General features: G+C 54.7%; 13 protein-coding genes. 4 read left to right on the plus strand and 9 right to left on the minus strand.

Annotated elements, in window-relative coordinates; all coding sequences use genetic code 11:
• Positions 1-121: 121 nt before the first annotated feature.
• Complete coding sequence (locus I8J30_RS19335; RefSeq protein WP_210660871.1) at positions 122-1,426, minus strand: sugar ABC transporter substrate-binding protein; 1,305 nt, start codon at positions 1,424-1,426, stop codon at positions 122-124.
• A 487-nt stretch (positions 1,427-1,913) separates the two neighbouring features.
• Between I8J30_RS19335 and I8J30_RS19340 the strand changes: the two genes are divergently transcribed.
• Complete coding sequence (locus I8J30_RS19340; RefSeq protein ID WP_210660873.1) at positions 1,914-2,942, plus strand: LacI family DNA-binding transcriptional regulator; 1,029 nt, start codon at positions 1,914-1,916, stop codon at positions 2,940-2,942.
• A gap of 54 nt (positions 2,943-2,996) precedes the next feature.
• On the opposite strand, the gene nagZ is transcribed toward I8J30_RS19340, so the two are convergent.
• The 8 genes from nagZ to nirB form a co-directional block, all read right to left on the minus strand.
• The gene (gene nagZ, locus I8J30_RS19345) at positions 2,997-4,313 is read right to left on the minus strand and encodes a beta-N-acetylhexosaminidase (protein ID WP_240548197.1); all 1,317 of its coding nucleotides are present in this window, start codon (positions 4,311-4,313) and stop codon (positions 2,997-2,999) included.
• Positions 4,314-4,485: 172 nt separating this feature from the next.
• Positions 4,486-5,310, minus strand: a complete 825-nt coding sequence (locus I8J30_RS19350) for an alpha/beta hydrolase family protein (RefSeq protein WP_210660875.1) — start codon at positions 5,308-5,310, stop codon at positions 4,486-4,488.
• Positions 5,311-5,412: 102 nt separating this feature from the next.
• Positions 5,413-6,108 carry a DNA alkylation repair protein gene (locus I8J30_RS19355; RefSeq protein ID WP_420831238.1) on the minus strand — a complete coding sequence of 232 codons (696 nt, stop codon included), beginning with the start codon at positions 6,106-6,108 and terminating at the stop codon, positions 5,413-5,415.
• Positions 6,109-6,226: 118 nt separating this feature from the next.
• Positions 6,227-6,955 (minus strand): hypothetical protein, encoded by a 729-nt coding sequence (locus I8J30_RS19360; protein WP_210660877.1) that lies wholly within the window; start codon positions 6,953-6,955, stop codon positions 6,227-6,229.
• A gap of 202 nt (positions 6,956-7,157) precedes the next feature.
• The gene (cobA, locus tag I8J30_RS19365; RefSeq protein ID WP_210660879.1) at positions 7,158-7,925 is read right to left on the minus strand and encodes a uroporphyrinogen-III C-methyltransferase; all 768 of its coding nucleotides are present in this window, start codon (positions 7,923-7,925) and stop codon (positions 7,158-7,160) included.
• A gap of 66 nt (positions 7,926-7,991) precedes the next feature.
• The gene (locus tag I8J30_RS19370) at positions 7,992-9,011 is read right to left on the minus strand and encodes a uroporphyrinogen-III synthase (RefSeq protein ID WP_210660881.1); all 1,020 of its coding nucleotides are present in this window, start codon (positions 9,009-9,011) and stop codon (positions 7,992-7,994) included.
• A 50-nt stretch (positions 9,012-9,061) separates the two neighbouring features.
• On the minus strand, positions 9,062-9,400 hold the full coding sequence (nirD, locus tag I8J30_RS19375; protein ID WP_210660882.1) for a nitrite reductase small subunit NirD: 339 nt from the start codon (positions 9,398-9,400) through the stop codon (positions 9,062-9,064).
• 52 nt (positions 9,401-9,452) lie between these two features.
• Positions 9,453-11,918 (minus strand): nitrite reductase large subunit NirB, encoded by a 2,466-nt coding sequence (nirB, locus tag I8J30_RS19380; RefSeq protein ID WP_210660884.1) that lies wholly within the window; start codon positions 11,916-11,918, stop codon positions 9,453-9,455.
• 380 nt (positions 11,919-12,298) lie between these two features.
• Between nirB and I8J30_RS19385 the strand changes: the two genes are divergently transcribed.
• From I8J30_RS19385 to I8J30_RS19395, 3 genes are all read left to right on the plus strand, one after another.
• Complete coding sequence (locus I8J30_RS19385; protein ID WP_240548198.1) at positions 12,299-12,856, plus strand: ANTAR domain-containing response regulator; 558 nt, start codon at positions 12,299-12,301, stop codon at positions 12,854-12,856.
• Between the two features lie 335 nt (positions 12,857-13,191).
• Positions 13,192-14,433, plus strand: a complete 1,242-nt coding sequence (locus I8J30_RS19390) for a nitrate/nitrite transporter (RefSeq protein WP_210661112.1) — start codon at positions 13,192-13,194, stop codon at positions 14,431-14,433.
• A 161-nt stretch (positions 14,434-14,594) separates the two neighbouring features.
• Positions 14,595-16,724 carry a molybdopterin oxidoreductase family protein gene (locus I8J30_RS19395; protein WP_210660886.1) on the plus strand — a complete coding sequence of 710 codons (2,130 nt, stop codon included), beginning with the start codon at positions 14,595-14,597 and terminating at the stop codon, positions 16,722-16,724.
• The last annotated feature ends 10 nt before the right edge of the window (positions 16,725-16,734 follow it).

The raw sequence follows: 16,734 nt of genomic DNA on the forward strand, positions 1-16,734 counted from the left end.
CTTTCCCTTGTCCGAATAAAGTTACGTCACCCGCCCCTCTTGAGAAAGGGCGGGTGACGGCATTGTATGGTTGTTTATTCGCAGCCGACCCGGCTGCATCTGATGCTGCGGTCGCCGCGAATTACTTCGCTACGGCTGCGTTTGCATCTTCAATTTGCTTCACTGCATTATCAAGCGTTGCTTTTGGATCTTTGCCAGCGTTCCAGATGTCGGAAAGCGCTGCGCCGATCGGTGTCCAAACGTTGCCCATTTCAGGGATCGAAGGCATTGGCTGCGAGTTTTTGAACTGCTCTACGAATGCTTTTACAATTTCATCGCCTTGGATCTTCGGATCTTCCGTAGCTTCCTTGTTTGCAGGAATCGCGCCAGTCAAAGTGAAGTCATCCAGTTGCGCTTCTTTCGTGGAAGCAAAACGTGCGAACAATTTCGCTGCGTTCGGGTATTTCGTGTACGAGTTTACGTACCAAGCTTTAACGCCGGAGAACGATACGGATTGTTTACCGTTGATGCTAGGGATTGGCGCTGCACCGAAGTTGATGCCGGATTTCTTGATATCGCCGATCGCCCATGGGCCGTCGATGTTCATGGCAAGCGTACCGCCCGTGAACAGACCTTTCTTGATGTCGTACGTCACATCGCCGGATTTAAGCGGCAATACATCTTTCTTCAGCGACGCGAAGTAAGTTGCGCCTTCCACTGCTCCGGCATTGTTAAGGCCGATTTCCGCTTTGTCTTGGCCGTTGTTGCCATAGACGAAGCCGCCTGTTGTAGCTAGGAACGGATAGCTGAAGTAGAAGTTTCCGATGTCCCACATGAATGCATACTTATTCTTTTTACCGTCGTTGAACGTTTTCGCGAATTCTTTCACTTCGTCGAACGTTGTTGGAGGCGTTGCAATCAGATCTTTGTTGTAGAACATGGCATACGTTTCAACTGCACGCGGGAAACCGTATAGAACGCCATCATACGTAACCGCTTGAACCGCAACATCGCTGTTCTCCGATTTCGCTTCTTCTTCGTAAACATCGTTCGGAAGAACAAGACCGGCAGCTACTGCTTTACCCAGGTTATCGTGAGGGAACAATACAACGTCTGCACCGATTCCGGCAGGACCGTCAGTTGTCAATTTCGCTACTTGATCGCCAGCGCCAAGCTCTTCCATTTTCACTTCAACGCCGTATTTTTCTTTGAATTCTTTCATCATTTTCTCAACGAAAGGGCGCTCTTCTTTGGATTCCCATACAAGCAGCGTTGCGCCATCTTCAGGTACAAGCTCAGCGTCTTCAGCTGTGTTGTTGCCTGTGCCGTTGTTTACTGTACCGGTGTTGGTTTCGCCTGTGTTCTCATTGGTGTTGTTCTTTGAGCCGCATGCCGTCAGTGTTGCAGCAAGTGTTAGGACTAGAAGCAAGGATACTGTCTTTTTCATTCTATTTAACCCCTCTCGTTATTAAAGCGTAATCGCCGGAGCATAAACCTAGCGTAACCAATTATCGACATCCTATTACGAATCGCGCGGTTGCCTTGGATGATGCAATAATCCGAGCCGTGCATGTTGCATAAAAATGCGGCTCTTGCATTGTACACGATCCTCCGCTTTTGTGCAAACGTTTGTACAAATGGCGATGCAAATGGTAATTCGAGGCTTTATTTTCCTTCTTTTTGCGAAAGAAAGCGTTTTACCGACGCCCTTACTATACACTAAGGCCCGCTGGTTGGGAAAACGTTTGCACAGTCCATTTGCACAAATAATTACGGACCGTTCTTCCATTTCCTCTGTTTTTCTCCCCATATCTCAGAAAATTAAATTTGTGCATGAAAAACTTTTCAATGATATACTCTAGGTAACATACATGTAAAAGCATCGGCTCACATAAACAAGATAAGTGCACACGTTTGCGCAATTGGGGGATTTTATGTCAGTCACGATTAAAGATATTGCAAAAATCGCCGGCGTCTCGCCTTCCACCGTCTCGCGAGTTGTCTCGAACCATCCGCGAATCAGTCGGGAAACGTCCCGGAAGGTGAAAGAGATTATGGATCAGCTCGGCTATCATCCGAACATGATGGCGAAGAGTCTGGTGTCGAAAACAACCCAAACGATCGGCATCGTCTTGCCGCGCCCTGCCGAGGAGCTGTTTCTGAACTTCTTTTTCGGCGAGTTGATACGGGGTATCGTTACGCAGGCGACCAGAGCCGGCTATGACATGCTAATGACAACGGTTACTTCCGATTCGAATGAGCTCGAAGCCATCTCGCGCCTCGTTATGGGACGCCGCGTGGATGGTATTTTGCTATTGTCCTCGCGCACATCGGATCCGATCATCGGATTTCTGAAGCAGCAGAACTTCCCCTTCGTTCTCATCGGGCGAAGCGACGAGTTTCCGGATGTGCTGTCGATCGATAATAACAATATTCAAGCAGCCTATGATGCGACAAGCCACTTTATCGCCCAGGGGCATAAACGAATCGGCTTCATCAGCGGACCGCCGAATCTCGTTGTATCTCAGGATCGACTCCTCGGCTACAAGAAAGCACTCAAGGAAGCGAACTTGCCTTTTCAGCAGGAATGGGTGCTGGAAGGCGATCTGCTGCAGCAAAGCGGATACCGGGCGATGTCCTTCTTCATGAGTTTGCCGGATCGGCCCACTGCGCTTGTCATCTTCGACGACCTGCTCGCCTTTGGCGTGCTGCGCGGACTGACAGAGCTTGGCTACAGCGTTCCGCAGGACATCTGCATCGTCAGCTTTAACAATATTCCGCTGTCCGAGCTCGCTTCGACGCCGATCAGCTCCATTGATATCGGCACTTATCAGCTCGGCTACACCGCTTCGCAGTCCCTGCTGCGCATCGTGCACGATGAGCCGTTGTCGCAGAACCATATCATTATTCCGCATCGGCTGATCGTGCGGGAATCTTCGATTTCGAGCAGCAAGATAACGTAACAAAAGGCATCCTCCGCTAACGAGCCGGAAGATGCCTTTTTATTAGGCCTATGTTTAATAAACCGCTGCCGCTTTTTGAATCGCCGCATTGAGTGCATCCAGATTCGGCGTCGCCGGCGTTTTCTCGTCCGTCAGCTCGTATTTCTTCTTCAGGATCAGAATCCGCTTCACGCTTTCATCGATCCGCTCCACGGTAATGTCACCGCTATTCACGCTCTTCTTCAGCGCCGCCAGAATAATATCCACATTCTTGTACTCATGGGCCACCAGCAATATGTCACTGCCCGCCTTGACCGTCATGACCGCCGCTTCTCCCATGCCATAATTCTTCGCGATTGCTCCCATCGTCAAGTCGTCCGTCATAACGACACCTTCGTAACCCAGCTCGCCGCGAAGCTCATCCGTGATCACTCGTTTCGATAGGGAGGCCGGTACCTTGGCGTCCACTTTAGGGTAGAGAATATGCGCGATCATGACCGCGTCCACCCCTTCGTTAATCGCCTCTTGGAAGGGGACCCACTCGAAGGCTTTGAGCGCAGCTTCGCTTTTGCCCACGACAGGCAGCTCCAGATGCGAGTCCACCGACGTATCGCCATGCCCCGGAAAATGCTTCACAACCGGAATGACACCTTCCTTCTCAATAGCCTCCATGGCGGCGATCCCCATCTTCGTCACAAGCTTAGGCGTCGAGCCGTAGGAGCGATCCCCGATAACCGGATTCTTAGGGTTGCTGTTAATGTCCAGCACCGGAGCGAAGTCCACGTTGAAGCCCATCTTCTTGCTCGCTTCCCCGAGTATGCTTCCGATCTTAGCTGCATACGCGCTGTTGCCGGTGTCTCCGATCGCCTTGGCGGTTGGCAGCTTTACAAGTCCGGGAAGGCGGCTCACCCTGCCCCCCTCCTGATCGACGGAGATAATGAGCGGCGAAACATTCCCTTTGTTCCACGCCTTCAGCTGATTCACGTAGGCGACGACCCCTTTGGGGGTCGTAATATTATTAGCATAGAAAATAACCCCGCCCACGTGCTGACTCGCAATCATTCGTTTCGCTGCTTGACTGCCCGTCGTGCCGTCCACGCCGGCGATAATCATCGCCCCGAGCTTCTCATCGAGCGACATCTTCTCGACCTGCTGCGTGATTTCATCTGCCGGCGCCTGTTCGGGCGTCTCCGGCACGGCCGGCGTTGCCGGTTCTTCATCCGTGGTATCCGGTGTTTCCGTTGGCGGCACCGGCTCATTCACAGCCGGCTGGTCCGAGGCAGGCGGCGATACGACAGGCGGCTGTTCACTTGTCTCTCCCTTATGCGTACAACCGCCTAATATCGTAATCGTCAAAGCCATTATTCCTATAGCAAGTTTTCTCATCTGCATGGTCACCCGTTCCTCTTCGCGTACTTATTGCAATTGTAACCATTACAACGTAAGAAGAACCGCCAAAAGTTGCAGAGTTAGATTTTATTAATCTATAAATGCGTGCTGCAGCGCAAAAAAAACCGCCTTCCCCGACGAAAGGGAAAGCGGCCTAACTTACAATACATTTTGATTAGATCGTCCACAAGCTCCAATCATTGCGTCTGCGACCGATTGCATCGATCCAGCGCAGCGATACATCGAACAGCTCATCGCGCGAAGCCTTCGAGGAGAACGTATGGTCACCCTGCAAAATAACCTCTTTATCGCAATTGCCCTCTTTGCGCAGCCAGAACATTTTCTGATACAAGAAGCAGTAGTCGACGGGGATGACCGTGTCCGCCGTGCCATGCACGATCAGCACATCTCCGTTGTAGCCGCGCAGCTCCGTCAGCGGCTGGAATTGCGCCAGCGAATCGGTGAACTTCTTCGTAAACTGATAATGCATATGATCCGTCGTTCCGACGGTGTCGATCTCTTGGATCGCCTTGGTTCCGATAATGTTGCGAATATCCATGAACGGGTGGGCAACCGGCGCCCACATGACCAATGACTTCACGCGCGAATCGCGAGCAGCCGTCAGCACTGCGACCGCACCGCCCAGGCTGTGTCCCACAAGGATAAGCCGTTCCGCGTCAACCATATCGAGGCTGAGCGCGTAGTCAATGACCGTTCTCGTCTGTCCGATCAGCTCATCCAAACCGCCGCTGCCGTAATCGCCGGTGCTCTCGCCGCAGCCGCCGTAATCGAAGCGCAGCACAAGATAACCGCTGCGAGTCAGCCGTTCCGCCGCTTCAACAAATAACCGGTCCGTACCCATGCGATTGCCGATAAAGCCGTGGCAAATGATGATTAACGGATATTTGGCAGCTCTTTTCTCTTCGCGATCCACTACGGGATACTGCAGCACGCCGGACAATTCTATGTCGCCGCTGCGGATTGATATCGGATGATTCATAATCGGCACCACCTTATTCCTATAATTCCTACCTACTTTGTTGGAATTAAGAATAGCACGGAAATGCGCGTCCCGTCAATCGCCAGTTTGCCCGGCATCGGACTATGCTTTTGCACCGACATGCTTGAGCGCTTCACGCACACTTAAAGGCGATAATTCAGTATCCGCCACGAACCGTTGCACCGCAGCCGCATCGGTTTTCGCATATTCGCGCAGTGCCCAGCCGATCGCTTTGCGAATAAAGAATTCATCCTCATGCGCCGTTCGGCGAATAAGCGAGAAGAGCAGCTCCGCATCCGTTCGGCCTTTATAGCCGAGCTGAAATAGGATTGCGGTACGACGCAGCCATAGGTTGTCCGATACGATCCATTTCTCCGTATAGGTTGGCACAAGCTCCGGATAATGGGTGAACATTCCCCCTACAAGATGACTCGCGATCAAATCGACCGTATCCCACCAAGAATGTGTTGTGATGAGATGTTCGATGAAATCGATCTGCTCGATCGTCAGATCCTTCTTCCGCTTCTCGAGCAGCATCATCGCCGTGTAATGAAATTCCCGCTCCGGCAATGCCCACAGCTTGCGAGCGACCCGCTCGAGCTCCGCACCCGACGGAACACCGCGCTCCTTCATAAACCGCTTCGTCACCGCAGCCCGCTCCGGCGTCCGAATCCCCAGAAACGGAAACAAATCCCGCATATAAGCCGTCATCGGCCCGGCAACTTCCTCACTCGCATGACTGCGAAGCATCTTCTCGAGATCCTCGCAGTAGGTATCCGAAACCGTACTCGCTTTCACTGGCAGCAGCCTCCTTTTCTCTCCCTATTATACCAATACCAAATCCACCTCCGCTTCCTGAGCGAAGTAAGCAATAAAAAGACGACCGGTGATCGAGCCACCCGCCGTCCGTTCTGCATTAACTCGTATACATCAGCTTCCGCTGCTCTTCTACCAGCTGCTTCAGTTCTTCTGTCGCATATGCGCCCGGACTCAGCACGCCGAACTTGATCCAATAACTCATCCCAAACGACGAACCGTCTTTCAAAATAACGCGCAAACTGTAATTCCCGCCGGCTAAATTCTTCGTCTGTTTGGCAAGCGCCATGCGGTCTACAACCTTCAGCTTTACGTATTCCTCGGCAAACGCAGCGACCGCTTCCGGCGTGAAATCTTTCAGCGGCGAACCGTCGTTTCCGCTTACGAAACGGACATTCTTGATTCGGCCCGCAATATCATAGAGGTCGCCGATTGTAACCGCAGCTTTATTCTCCGAAACTTGAAAGAGCTGTCCGCCTGCCAGAAGTCGATAGCTCTGTTTGTAGCCTTTGACTTCGAATACCTCCGTTCCGATCTCAAGCAGCGTCGCATCCCCGTCCTGCATCACATAATCCTCGCAGGCATGCTCCGATAGCTTATAGCCGATTTGCCCGATTTTCTCCCCTTGCCGCACGAAGCTTGCATCTTCGCTGTTCCCCATAGACATATAAGTGATGCCATTCCATCGGAGCGCCGGGATATATTCGGGAATGGACGTCTTATCGCGGCATTCCTTCCTATCAGCGCCGCCGACCTTGGTGCCCGGCAATTGAAAAGAGCAACCGGACAGCAGCAACAGACAGCTTAATAGAAGAAGTACTGCTCGCATTGCATATAACCTCCGGCCAAAACCTTGCTTCATGTATCCTCACTCCGACTCTCATTGTTGCACCTATAGACGAGGCTATATTGAGATTGGTTGCAGTATATGGTCAATCATACAGCATCTGGATAGTATATGAGTGAAAATAAAAAGCCGCCTCCACGCGCCGGCTCGCTCGCGGATAACGACTCATCGATCGTTTAAAGGGTCAATTCAGCACGGCCTCCACCGCTCGCCACTTCAGCTTGTCCCGCATGGTGACGACCGGGCCGATGACGATGGCGACCGGGCTAACCAGCTCCTCGACCTCGGGCTGCGAGGTGATGGTCCGAAGCGTGCCGACAACCGTTCGCTGCTCGGAGCAGGACCCGCTTTGCACGAGTGCGACCGGCGTGCTCGGCGCTTTATCATTGCCGAGCAGCTGCTCCACGATATAAGGAAGCTGCGCCAGCCCCATCAGCACGACGAGCGTTTCCGCTCCGGCCGCCCAAGCCCAATCGACGCAGGCACTGTCCTTGTCGGTACATTCATGGCCGGTAATGACCGCGAAGGAAGCAGCCAGCTTCCGATGGGTAACCGGAATGCCGGCGTACGCAGGGGCGGCGATGCAAGAAGAGATGCCGGGCACGATTTCGAATGCGATTCCGCGCTCAGCTAAGTGAGCGGCTTCTTCGCCGCCGCGCCCGAACACGAAAGGATCGCCTCCCTTCAGCCGGGTAACGGTCAGACCGCGCATGGCGCGCTCGGCGAGAAGAGCATTAATATCCTCTTGCTTAAGGGTATGTCTGCCTGAAGCTTTGCCGACATAGATAAGCTCCGCGTCCTTTCGAGCCTCCTTAATCAGCTCCCCTGACACGAGCCTGTCATAAACAATGACATCAGCCAGCCGGATACTTTCCAGCCCGCGGACCGTAATCAGCTTCGGGTCGCCCGGACCCGCTCCCGTTAAGTACACCTTCCCATAATCGCCGCCCATGCGCCCACTCTCCCCAGCTCAGATATGTCTTGCTGCCACTATGTTGCCTAAACGTCCGCCCTAAGACTATGCACTCGCACTTACACCTGTGTTTGGCTCTCCTACTACGCTTACTCCGAGCCCCGCACCCGGACCTTCATGTGCATCAGCAACTGCGCTGCTTGCATTCACGCCCACGCCTGGACCCGGACCTGGTCCTGCACTTGCGCCTGCACCAGCCTCGGCGCCGCCCGCGCAATCGCCCGACACCGCGCCAACCGCCGCTTCGCTATCCGTCAGCTGCCCGCCGCCAAAATATTTGCTCATCGCCACTACCATGCTGCCCATGCGCTCCTCTTCCGGGAACATCACCCGCTCCACGCCTTCCTCATGCAGCGCTTCCGCCGTCACCTTACCGACGGCAACCGCAAGCACGCGCTCTGCAAAAGCGGCGCGAACCGCCTCCAGCTTGCCAAGCTTAGCCGCGCAGCCCATCACATAACGCACCTGAACGGTGCTCGTGAGCGTGACAGCGTCTACCTCCCCGCTCACGATTTCGTCGATCAGCGTCTCGACGATATCTCCTTGCGGCGGGATATGCCGATAAGGCAGCAGCTCCTCGCAGAGCGCGCCGCGACGGGAAAGCTCGCCGATCAGACGCGGGGCCGGATCGCCGTACAGCTGGAGCGCAACGGTCCGACCATATAGATCATGGTCGCCCATTAAACGAAGCAATCCCGCAGTCGTGCCGTCATCATCGCGCACCTCCGGCGTAATCCCCAGCTTGCGCAGCGCGTTCACCGTCTTGTATCCGCGGGCGGCGACTCGCATCCCGCTCAGCGCATGCACAAACTGCTCCGCCAAACCGAGCCGCTCGGCAATTTGCACGAGCGCTTCCGTTCCAACGCCCGTGGTCAGCACAAGCCAATCGGCCGGTCGCGCGATGAGTGCGCTCAGCTGCTCTTCAATCTGAGAATCGTCGAGAAACACCGTCCCCTGCGCAGGACGAAGCACCGACGTTCCGCCGAATTTCGCAATCATTTTGCTCAGCTCATCCGCTTTGCGCGGCCCCGTCACAGCGATCCTTTTCCCCTCTAAACGCGCCATAGCCGCCGCCTCCCAGTCCTATCGATATTCACTCGTTTCAGGCAGCAAGCCTACGATACCTTTCGCTCATTCGCTCCGTCTTGTACCAGCAATATCACATTACCCGCTCCATCGACAATCGTGCTGTATGTCGTCACGCAGCCCTCATCCGGCGCCTGCACGAGCCCATCATGCAAATTAATCTTCCAATCATGCAGCGGACAATAAACATGATGATCGCATACTATCCCTTCGGAGAGCTTGCCGTTCTTATGCGGGCATAAGTTCTCGATCGCTTTGACCGTTCCATCCGTCAGCTTAAACAGCGCCAGTTCGATCTCTCCGAGCCGCACGACGCGCCCGGTCCGTTCAGGAAATTCTGAAATGTGCCCAATGATCAGTTCATTCATCTTCTCATCCGCTCCCTCTGCTGCCGCATGAAAGCCGCAGCTCTGTCTCTGGTTATGGCTTTACCGTCGCATCTGCAGCCGCAGCTTCCGGACTCATTGGTGCTGTCAGGGCATCGAAAGCACTGCGCAGATCGTCACTCTCAATAATTTGCTGCCACGGATCCTTCATGAGATCCAGGGTCTTATCAATGCGCGCATTCAAGGCATCACGATCCTCCGGTTTTTCCAGAGCAGCCTTTATCGTATCCAGGCCGATTCGAAGCGACCACTCACTCGTCCGCTCCATGTAGTTGGCCGTTTCCCGGTAATATTGCAAGTAAGCGCCCGTCCACGCCAGAACTTCCTCTTCCGTCTTCACCTTTGTCAGCAAATCTGCCGCGCGTACGCGGGTGCCGCCATTACCGGCCACGTAAATCTCCCATCCGCCGTCAATCGCAACAACGCCGAGATCTTTAATCGTCGCCTCCGCGCAGTTACGCGGGCAGCCCGAGACAGCCAGCTTCACTTTATGCGGCGTATTCAGCCGCTCGAATTTCTTCTCCAGATCGATGCCCATCTTGATCGCATCCTGTGTTCCGAATCGGCAGAACGTATTGCCTACGCAGGTCTTCACGGTGCGCAGCGCTTTGCCGTATGCATAACCGGAAGGCATATCGAGATCCTTCCACATGCCCGGCAGATCTTCTTTCTTCACGCCGAGCAGGTCAATCCGCTGACCCCCGGTTATTTTCACAAGCGGTACTTGGTATTTCTCCGCAACCGTCGCGATTTTCTTCAAGTCCTCCGGCGTCGTCACCCCTCCGTAAATGCGCGGAACAACGGAGAACGTGCCGTCCTTCTGAATATTCGCATGGTTACGTTCATTCACGAAACGGGATTCCAGCTCATCCTCGTGTTCATCCGGAAATGCCATGCCGAGATAATAATTGAGCGCCGGCCTGCATTTGGAGCAGCCCTCCGGATTGTTCCACTCCAGCACATGCATGACTTCCTTCGTCGTCGTCAGGTGCATTTGCTGAATGGCATTCACGACTTCGTCGCGCGAGAGCGCAGTACAGCCGCAGATGCCTTCTTTCACCGCCGCCACCTGATCTGCGCCTAGCGTGGCTGTCAGAATCGCTTCCACGAGCGGCTTACAGCCGCCGCAGCCGCCGGATGCTTTGGTACAGGCTTTCAGCTCGCCAACACTGACGCAGCCTTTCTCCGTGATCGCCTCCACCAACGTGTCTTTCGTAACGCCGTTGCAGCCGCAGACGATTTCGTCCCCGCTCATCGCGGTTACCAGATCCGCCGTGCTCACCGACTTACCGCCTCCGTTACCGCCGGACGGTCCGAACAGCACCTCTTTCTCATTTCCCGTAAAGTCCTTGCCGCTGCGAATGACGGAGAAAAGCCTTGAGCTGTCGCTCGTATCGCCGAACAAAACAGCACCGACGACCTTCCCGTTCTCAAACACGACCTTCTTATAAATACCGTCCAAATCATCCTGTACGCGAAGCGCCTTCGTACCCGGTTCATCCGCAAATCGCCCGGCCGAGAATACGTTTACCCCCGACACCTTCAGCTTGGTTGACAGCACCGATCCTTGATAGCCGTCACTCTCGACACCCGCCAATTTCTTGGCGAGAACAGCGCCTTGTTCATAGAGCGGCGCCACCAAACCATACACATTCCCGCGATGCTCGGCACACTCACCTACCGCATGGATGTTAGCAATACTCCCTTGGAGATGATCGTCAACGACGATACCGCGATTGACTTCCACGCCGGCACTCTTGGCCAGCTGTACGTTCGGCCTAATTCCGGCAGCCATGACGATGAGGTCCGCCTCTACATGCGTCCCATCCTTGAAGGTCAGGCCTGTCACACGATCCTCGCCCGTAATGAAATCGGACTGCTTCTCCAGCAGAAACTTCATCCCCTGCCGTTCCAATTCCGCTTGCAAGAGACGCGACGCCGTTGCATCAAGCTGCCGCTCCATCAAGTAGGTGAAGATATGAACAACGCTCACTTCCATGCCGAGATTGACCAGCCCGCGCGCCGCTTCGATACCGAGCAAACCGCCGCCGATGACTACGGCCTTCCGGTACGTTTTCGCCGTATCGATCATCGTTTCGCAATCTTTGATGTCGCGGAATGCGATAACGCCCTCCTTATCTGCTCCGGGTATCGGTAGCATGAAAGGCAGCGACCCTGTAGCAAAAACAAGCTCATCGTAAGCCAGCGTCAGTCCTTGATCAGTCGTTACCGTACGCGCCTCCGTATCCACGGATGTGGCTTGTTGACCGGCATGAAGCGCAATGCCGTTATCGCGATACCAGTCCCAATCGTTCAATATAATATCCTTCATGCTCGCATCCCCTGCGAGAACCGACGACAGCATAATGCGGTTATAGTTGGGGTGCGGCTCCGCCCCAATGATCGAGATGTCGTAGCGATGCGGGTTCAGCTTCAGCAGCTGCTCTACGAATGAAACACCGGCCATCCCATTACCAATCATGACTAATTTCTTTCTCATGGCTATCTCTCCTAAAAGTTAGTGCGTCGCACGAGGTACGACCCTTATTGCGCTGCAGCCCCGGCCGCTTCCGAAACCATAAAAAGCCCATCCCCTCGTCGCAATTGACGAAAGAACAGGCTCCATTGCCGGATTTAAGAGGGCACGCCATTGTGCCGTCGTAAAGATCTTGGCTTTAGTATAGGTTGCATTTCCGCACATGTCAATATATCTAACATAAAATAGGACGTAACATGCCACTTTTGGTCACTCGCCTAAAATTTAGGAAAAATAGTTGAAATGAACGTCGACATTCTGAGGGAGGGTATGTTATATTTTATTACAAATTTGCAGGCAGGGCTCCAAAGCTGGACATTTGCTGTGCCTAAACGAGGTGACCGATGATGAGATCCATCCTTTTTCTTGAGGAAGGAAGACCTCCCGTATCGATGCATAGCTTGCAGCAAAACTGCCGCACCTTGCACCGTGCAGCTAATGCCGAAGAGGTAAAGAGCCTTATTAGTGTCGCGGATGCCGCGGTCATGCATGTCACCGTAGAGCGGATGCAGGATTGGCAATCCACAATCGCAGGCATGAGACGGCTGCCAACGCTTTGGCTTTGCTCCGAGAACGCGGTTCCGAATGAGCTTGAGTTTGGCTTTACGCTGGACGGCGTCCTCTTCAGCTCCATGAATACCTTGGAAATGGGCGTTGCTTTGAAGTGGGGCCAGCGCGTATTCCAGCAGCGCAAGCGATGGGCCGAGGAACGGGAGCAGCTGCTGCAGCGGATCGATGAGCGTAAATGGATCGATCAAGCGAAGGCTGTACTATGCGAAATCAAAGGGATTTCCGAGGCGGAAGCTTATGATTTCCTGCGGAAACAGGCCATGAATGAACGTAAGCGAATCGGCGATATCGCCGCCTCCATCGTGAAAGTCTATCAACTCATCCACGGGTAATAACTCTCCCAGGCGATAAAAAATATGTGTGTCAGCTATATTGACATGACCCTCGCAAGCCCCCTATAATTGCAACTAAGATCACAATGACGTGAATCGAACGATAATTTGGCTGCCACACCGACGTGGGGCCGATGGCAAAGAGGCCGTATTGCAGTTATTTAACTGCGATGCGGCCTTTTATTGTGTTAGAAACGCTTACAAAGCAGTCGCTTCAAGCGAGCAACCCTCATTTTCTCGTTTGACAAGCCGAAGCTGAAGATCAAGCAGCAGCACCGTTTACAAAAAGAGAGAGATTGACCGGAATGAACAATGGAGAGGAGCTACTTGCAATGATGAATCGCGATGGATTTTTGAAAAGCGGACACAGCCCGTCCTTGCTGAGCGCGTTTTTGTATTTTGACATGAGCTTCATGGTATGGGTCCTGCTGGGGCCGCTGGCTGTCATTATTATGAGCGACTATCAGATGGATGCCGCTCAGAAAGCGAACCTGGTCGCCTTGCCAATACTCGGCGGCTCCATCCTTCGCCTTGTGCTCGGGTATTTCACCGATGTAATCGGGCCGAAGCGTACCGGCCAGATCGGTATTGCCCTTACGATGGTCCCGCTCGTCTGGGGCTGGAAGTTCGTCGACTCCCTAGGCGAGCTGTATATCGTCGCGCTGCTGCTCGGCGTTGCCGGTGCTTCCTTCGCCGCTGCATTGCCCCTTGCAAGCCGTTGGTATCCGCCGAAATATCAGGGCCTCGCGATGGGCATCGCCGGCGCAGGCAACAGCGGAACGGTATTCACCACGCTGTTCGCCAATCGGATCGCCCAGCATTATGGCAGCTGGCATGTTGTTTTTGGCATGGCGCTCATTCCGATCGCGATCGTATTCATTGTGTTCACCCTGCTTGCCAAAGACAGTCCGAACCAGCCTTCCCCGCGCAAGCTGTCCGATTACGGCTCGGTGCTCAAGCAGCGGGACACGTGGATGTTCTGCATGCTGTACGCCGTCACGTTCGGCGGTTTCGTCGGGATGTCCAACTATTTGACGATTTTCTTCAATACCCAGTATGGCCTTAGCCCCGTACGCGCAGCGGACTTTGCCACAATCTGTGTCATCGCGGGCAGCTTCTTCCGTCCGGTTGGCGGCTGGCTTGCCGACCGGCTCGGCGGACTTCGCATGCTGATTGCCTTGTATGCGGTCGTCGCCATTATGATGGCTTGCATCTCCACCTTGCCGCCGCTTCCGGCGATGATTGTTCTGCTGTTCATCGGGATGATGGCCCTCGGCATGGGCAACGGTTCCGTATTCCAGCTCGTGCCGCAGCGCTTCCAGAACGAGATCGGCATCGTCACCGGCATCGTCGGCGCGGCAGGAGGACTTGGCGGTTATTTTCTCCCGAAGGTGCTCGGAAACTTAAAGCTCTCGACCGGTTCCTATACGCCGGGCTTCCTTATTCTTAGCGGCGTGGCCTTGATCTGTATCGTCTTGATCTTCCTCGTGCAAGGCGCTTGGAAGAAATCCTGGATCGGCAGCGGCGGCAAAGCACGCATCGATTCGGCGGGCATGCAGAACACAGCCGCTTCTTAAATGATTTCGTTAGGCGGACTGACCAGCCCGCTTGATACCCGCACTTTCAGTTGACCGAACCCTATGCCGGCCGAAGGCAGCGTGCATCATCCGGGGCAGACGGAACAAAGCCGTTCCGTCTGCACGCCTTACCCTACGCAAGCGGAAATGGAGGAAACCTCATGAGCGCACTACCTATAGCAGCCGATCCAACTGCGACTCGAATTAGCTCCCATTGCTGCTTTTGCAGTATGCAGTGCGGTATTGAGCTGCTTCCCGAAGACAATGCGGCAGGCTTCGAGATTAAGCCAAGTCCGGATTTCCCGGTGGCGACGGGCCGCCTATGCCAGAAAGGGCTGAATGCCTTGGGGCATACCGTCCATGAGGAGCGTCTCCTTGTGCCGCAGCGCCGGGTCGGCTCTGCCCTGCCGGGCTCGACATGGCAGCAAACGAGCTGGGAAGATGCACTGGATGGCATCGCCTCCTCGATCTTATCCATTCAAGAGCAGCACGGCCGCGATGCCGTGTCCGTCTTCGGCGGCGGCTCGCTCACCAATGAGGTCTGTTATTTGCTAGGCAAGTTCACACGTGTCGCTTTACGCTCCAAGTATGTGGATTACAACGGGCGCTACTGCATGTCTTCCGCTGCTGCGGCGCAAATGCGCGCCTTCGGCATCGATCGCGGAATGAATGTGCCGCTGGATGATTTAATGATGGCGAACTATATTATTTTGGCCGGAACCAATATTGCGGAATGTCAGCCGACGATGGTTCCCTATCTAATGGCAGCGAAGAAACGCGGGGCCATTATCGTTACGATCGATCCGCGCCCTACCATGACCTCCAAGCTGGCTGATATTCATGTGAATTTACAGCCGGGGTTCGACTCCGTCTTCGTCAACGGACTGCTCCATGTCATCTTGAACGAGAATCTTTTTGATCAAGCCTACGTAGACGCTCACACAACCGGCATTGAAGAGGTGCGGGAGTCTGTTCGCGATTTCTCGCCCGATACCGTGTCCGGGTACACCGGCATTCCCAAAGAAGTCATCCGCACCATCGCGCGCGGATTTGCCCGTGCGGAAACAGGCGTCGTCCTCACTGCACGCGGATTGGAACAGCAAATCAACGGCGTGGAGCACACGCTGAACTATATTAATCTCTGTCTGTTAACGGGCAAAATGGGCCGGCCCGGCTGCGGATTCGGACCTGTAACCGGTCAAGCCAACGGGCAAGGCGGCCGAGAGCATGGTCAGAAAGCCGACCAGCTGCCCGGCTACCGCATGATAGACGATCCCGAAGCACGGCGGCATGTCGCGGCGGTTTGGGGAATTGAGCCGGAGGAGATCCCGGGCAAAGGGGTTTCTGCCTATGAGCTGTTCGACCGCATTCTGGACGGCGAAATCAAAGCGATGATCGTGCTCGGCTCTAATCCGCTTGTATCGAGCCCGAATAACTCGCGCGTGGAAGAAGCATTGAGGAAGCTGGAGCTGCTCGTTGTCGTCGATCTCTTCGAGACGGAGACCGCCGCTTATGCGCACTGGCTGCTTCCGGGATCGACTTTTCTGGAGGCCGAGGGTACGTTAACCAATCTTGAAGGCCGTGTGTTTCATCGTCCGCGCGCGCTGAAGACGCCCGGTGAAGTGATGGAGGACTACAAGCTCATTGCGGCACTGGCAGAGCGGCTTGGACGCGGTGCTTATTTTCAGTATGAATCCCCGGAAGCGGTGTTCGATGAGTTAAGCCGAGCCAGCGCAGGCGGAAAAGCTGACTACGGCGGCATGTCCTACTCGCGGATTAAGGAGAAGAAAGGGTTATTCTGGCCTTGTCCGTCGCCGGACCATCCCGGAACGCCGCGCATGTTCGAGAACGGCGTCTACTATCATCCGAACGGACGCGCCAAGCTGCACGGCATTACGCCGAAGAAACCCGCGGAAACGACGAGCTCCGAGTATCCTTATATTCTGACGACAGGCAGGCTCGGCAACCATTACTTGAGCGGCACCCAAACGCGTCGGACGGCTGCCTTGATGAAGAAAGCGCCGGTTCCCGTCGCGGAAATCCATCCTTCCGCCGCAGAGAAACTTCTGCTGCGCCCCGGCGACCGCCTGCGCCTCACCACGCGGCGCGGTACGATGGTCATCGACGTGAAGGTGGTGCAGGATATCCACCCCACGACGGTATTCGTCCCTTTCCATTGGGGCGGCGACCTCGCCATCAATAAGCTGACCAACGATGCGCTGCACCCCATCAGCCGCATGCCGGAATTTAAGCTATGCGCCGTCCGGCTTGCGCGGGAGGCGCCACCGTAAGCGGCAGCCG

The sequence above is a fragment of the Paenibacillus lignilyticus genome (genome assembly GCF_017942085.1).
Taxonomy (GTDB): domain Bacteria; phylum Bacillota; class Bacilli; order Paenibacillales; family Paenibacillaceae; genus Paenibacillus_Z; species Paenibacillus_Z lignilyticus.

Coding starts and splice junctions, on each gene's coding strand:
- cobA (WP_210660879.1), bottom strand. CDS start 7,925: ATGGGCGGCGATTATGGGAAGGTGTACTTAACGGGAGCGGGTCCGGGC.
- I8J30_RS19390 (WP_210661112.1), top strand. CDS start 13,192: ATGAATCGCGATGGATTTTTGAAAAGCGGACACAGCCCGTCCTTGCTG.
- I8J30_RS19370 (WP_210660881.1), bottom strand. CDS start 9,011: ATGGCGCGTTTAGAGGGGAAAAGGATCGCTGTGACGGGGCCGCGCAAA.
- I8J30_RS19340 (WP_210660873.1), top strand. CDS start 1,914: ATGTCAGTCACGATTAAAGATATTGCAAAAATCGCCGGCGTCTCGCCT.
- I8J30_RS19385 (WP_240548198.1), top strand. CDS start 12,299: ATGATGAGATCCATCCTTTTTCTTGAGGAAGGAAGACCTCCCGTATCG.
- I8J30_RS19395 (WP_210660886.1), top strand. CDS start 14,595: ATGAGCGCACTACCTATAGCAGCCGATCCAACTGCGACTCGAATTAGC.
- nirB (WP_210660884.1), bottom strand. CDS start 11,918: ATGAGAAAGAAATTAGTCATGATTGGTAATGGGATGGCCGGTGTTTCA.
- I8J30_RS19350 (WP_210660875.1), bottom strand. CDS start 5,310: ATGAATCATCCGATATCAATCCGCAGCGGCGACATAGAATTGTCCGGC.
- I8J30_RS19335 (WP_210660871.1), bottom strand. CDS start 1,426: ATGAAAAAGACAGTATCCTTGCTTCTAGTCCTAACACTTGCTGCAACA.
- nirD (WP_210660882.1), bottom strand. CDS start 9,400: ATGAATGAACTGATCATTGGGCACATTTCAGAATTTCCTGAACGGACC.
- I8J30_RS19360 (WP_210660877.1), bottom strand. CDS start 6,955: ATGCGAGCAGTACTTCTTCTATTAAGCTGTCTGTTGCTGCTGTCCGGT.
- nagZ (WP_240548197.1), bottom strand. CDS start 4,313: ATGCAGATGAGAAAACTTGCTATAGGAATAATGGCTTTGACGATTACG.